The sequence below is a fragment of the Ruminococcus sp. genome, from assembly GCF_017650195.1.
Taxonomy (GTDB): domain Bacteria; phylum Bacillota; class Clostridia; order Oscillospirales; family Ruminococcaceae; genus Ruminococcus.
This window is the reverse complement of record NZ_JAGCFH010000166.1, coordinates 1-2,962: the sequence shown is the minus strand read 5'-3', so window position 1 is coordinate 2,962 and position 2,962 is coordinate 1. Positions and strand designations below refer to the sequence as shown.

The 2,962-nt window shown below is 40.8% G+C and carries 3 protein-coding genes and 1 pseudogene; all 4 read right to left on the bottom strand.

Features of this window, described 5'->3' with window-relative positions:
- A partial coding sequence (locus J6U00_RS07815; protein ID WP_296580776.1) for an adenosylcobinamide-GDP ribazoletransferase occupies positions 1–620 on the bottom strand: 620 nt, incomplete at its 3' end.
- Positions 614–1,135, bottom strand: coding sequence for a bifunctional adenosylcobinamide kinase/adenosylcobinamide-phosphate guanylyltransferase (locus tag J6U00_RS07810; RefSeq protein ID WP_296580774.1), 522 nt, complete (start codon positions 1,133–1,135; stop codon positions 614–616). The genes J6U00_RS07815 and J6U00_RS07810, both read right to left, overlap by 7 nt.
- Positions 1,132–2,181, bottom strand: coding sequence for a nicotinate-nucleotide--dimethylbenzimidazole phosphoribosyltransferase (cobT, locus tag J6U00_RS07805; protein WP_296580772.1), 1,050 nt, complete (start codon positions 2,179–2,181; stop codon positions 1,132–1,134). The genes J6U00_RS07810 and cobT overlap by 4 nt, the downstream gene beginning before the upstream one ends.
- Positions 2,174–2,962: pseudogene (locus J6U00_RS07800) on the bottom strand (cobyrinate a,c-diamide synthase); the annotation flags it as partial. The pseudogene J6U00_RS07800 and the gene cobT, both read right to left, overlap by 8 nt.

Here is a 2,962-nt window from a genome sequence, read left to right as displayed (position 1 = left end):
GAAATAAGAGCCCCAGATGTACCATGTACAGGTAATATAAAAACCATAGCAATAATGCTTGCCGCAATAAAAACAGATTCCATTATGACAGTTATAAGCTTATGAGCTGGACGCACAAAACTTTGAAGTGTTCCATTCTTTTTTGCCGCCTTGAATGTCACTGCACTGAGACCGCTGAGTGCTCGTGAAAGAACAAAAGAGCAAGCAATAACAGTAGTCTCACGTATCGTCATGACCTGTGAAAAAAGAGCTGTCTGAACGATAAGATAAAGACATAACTTAATAACTGCAAAAGAACCAATATGAGGATCAGACATGATTTCAAGCCGCTTTTCCTTATCAGCAAATGACGACCTCGCATCATTAACATCACAGAATCCATCAAGATGTATACCACCTGTAACGAGTACTGGTAGAAATGTTGCACCTGCAGCAAACAGAAACTGTCCAATATCAAGCCTGTCACACAGCAGCCTCCATAATATAAGTAAACCTCCGGTCACCACACCGATAAGCGGAAAGAAACCGAGTGCGTAACGACGGTTCTCTTCTTTCCAATCGACATGAGGCACTGGAATCCTTGAGTACATCATAAAAGAAGATAGAAGAGATCTCAGCATGGCATTTCTCCTTTCAGAAGAACCGGGATACCATAAACACACTCAATTACATTATCTGCGATTCTGGCAATAGATTGGTTGATCTCACCCATGGAACGTATAAAAGATGAAGTACCATCAGAGTAACTGATACCATCACATCCTACCTGATTAGATACGACAACGATATCTGAAACGCTATGTGAAAGAGTTCTTATTCCGTTTACTATCTTATCATTTGGTTGGCAAATAACATCACCTGAAAACATCTCATTCGCGCACAGATTTCCAACGCATTCGAGTAACACTGCACAATTAGAATCTAGTGATATCTTATGAATATCAGTATATTTCTCGATCGTCTCAAATCCTTTTCCATCACGCATTACACGGTGACGTTCAATAGCTTCAAAGGCATCATCACCAAAAGGACGCATAGTAGCGATATATATTTTTCTGCCGATGAAACTTTCAAGCATTCTCTCGGCAAAACTCGATTTACCACATTTTGAGCCGCCTGTTATGAGAGTAATCATTTAAGCTCAACATACCTTTCTATACCAGTATCATCAAATCTATGAGAATTATTATAAAGTGAAAGTGCCCCATCCAGAAGAGGCACAAGCAGAATACCACCTGTTCCTTCTCCAAGACGCAAGCCTGCATTTATAGGAGCTTTCAATCCACAGAAATTTAGGAGTCCTTCACCTGCCGGCTCCCCTGAACAGTGGCTCGCGAGTATATACTCACGGCAAACCGGCTGCACAGAACAAGCAATTGCACAAGCAGCAGCTGATATCACACCGTCAACAACGACAGTAACATGATAGTATGCACCTCCCAGGAAAAGGCCGGTCATAGCTGCAATTTCAGCACCGCCAAGCTTTTGCAAAAGTTCAAGAGGTTTATCAGCTGAAGGATTATTGACCTCAATAGCTCGTCTTACAACATTCACTTTTTTATGAAGTCCCTCAGATGTAAGTCCAGCTCCCCTGCCGGTGACTTTTTCAGGAGAAATTCCAAGAATTACTGATGCAATTGCGGCAGTAGAAGTTGTATTTCCTATTCCCATTTCTCCTGTAATAATAAGCTTAGTTCCGCGTTTTTTAAGATCTTTAACGATATCCATTCCAATAGATATCGCATGTTCAGTCTGTTCTTTTGTCATAGCGTTACCAAGCGCGATATCATCAGTACCATAAACTACTTTTTTACTTACCAGGGCATCACAATCAACATCACTTGCTATTCCTACATCGACCGCAATAACATCTATATTAAACGCTCTTGCAACAGCATTTATATTTGAACGTCCCTCAGCTATAGCAGTTGCACATTCTGCAGTAACATCCTGCCCACACTGAGTAACTCCTTCGCATACAACACCATGATCACCGCACATAACTACAGCAGTACGCACTGATAAAGCAACGTCTGCAGTTCCTTGAACAGAAGCAATCTTCTGAACCATTTCCTCTAGAAGTCCAAAACTACCAAGAGGCTTTGCAATACTGTCCCAGCGTGATTTAGCAGCATGATAAGAGACCATATCAGGTGGTCCAATATTATTTATCCTATACATTTATTTCACCATGAATTACGCATTTCATCACAAATCGTTCCGCAAGCGAAATATCTGAGAGAAAATTGATATGAGGAAATCCTGCATAAAGAGAATTACTCACATGGCAGCATTTCCAAGTCCTGCCATCAATCTTTTGGGCAGTGAATGCTTCTCCGCATGATGTACTTTCAAAATAATGAAACTCATGAGCTTTTACGCTTTTTCCTGACATACAAAGCATACTTTCGCATTCAGGATACATAGTTATGTATCCAAATCTTCGAAGTCCCGAAGTAGGTTTACACTCACCGTCTATAATACCGACCATTGTGTGAGATACTCCATTTTTGTCTGTCAGAATTTTATGCAGATACATAAACCCTCCGCACTCCGCAATAGTAGGCATACCTCCAGAAATACACTTTCTTACACTCTCAAGCATCGCAGTATTAGCTGAGAGCTCAGAGGCATAGAGTTCAGGATAACCTCCGCTAAGAATAAGACCGTCAGCATCAGGGACAGCACTATCAGTAAGCGGAGAGAAGTATTCAATTCTACATCCCATTTTTTCAAGGAGTTCAATGTTTTCACTGTAGATGAAACAGAAAGCACTGTCACGTGCTACCGCAATAACTGGTTTATTTGGGAATCGTGGTATCAACGGAGCGGTAAATTTGGGAAGAGCAACATTTTCAAATTCGATAAGCTTATCTATACAAATATATCTTTCAGCAAGTTCTCCAAGCCGATCAAGCTTATCTTTGATATCCGAAATTTCATCTGCAGTTACAAGTCCAAG

Bases quoted from the DNA above. Each gene is read 5' to 3' on its own strand.
- J6U00_RS07810 (WP_296580774.1), bottom strand. From the start codon at position 1,135: ATGATTACTCTCATAACAGGCGGCTCAAAATGTGGTAAATCGAGTTTT.
- cobT (WP_296580772.1), bottom strand. From the start codon at position 2,181: ATGTATAGGATAAATAATATTGGACCACCTGATATGGTCTCTTATCAT.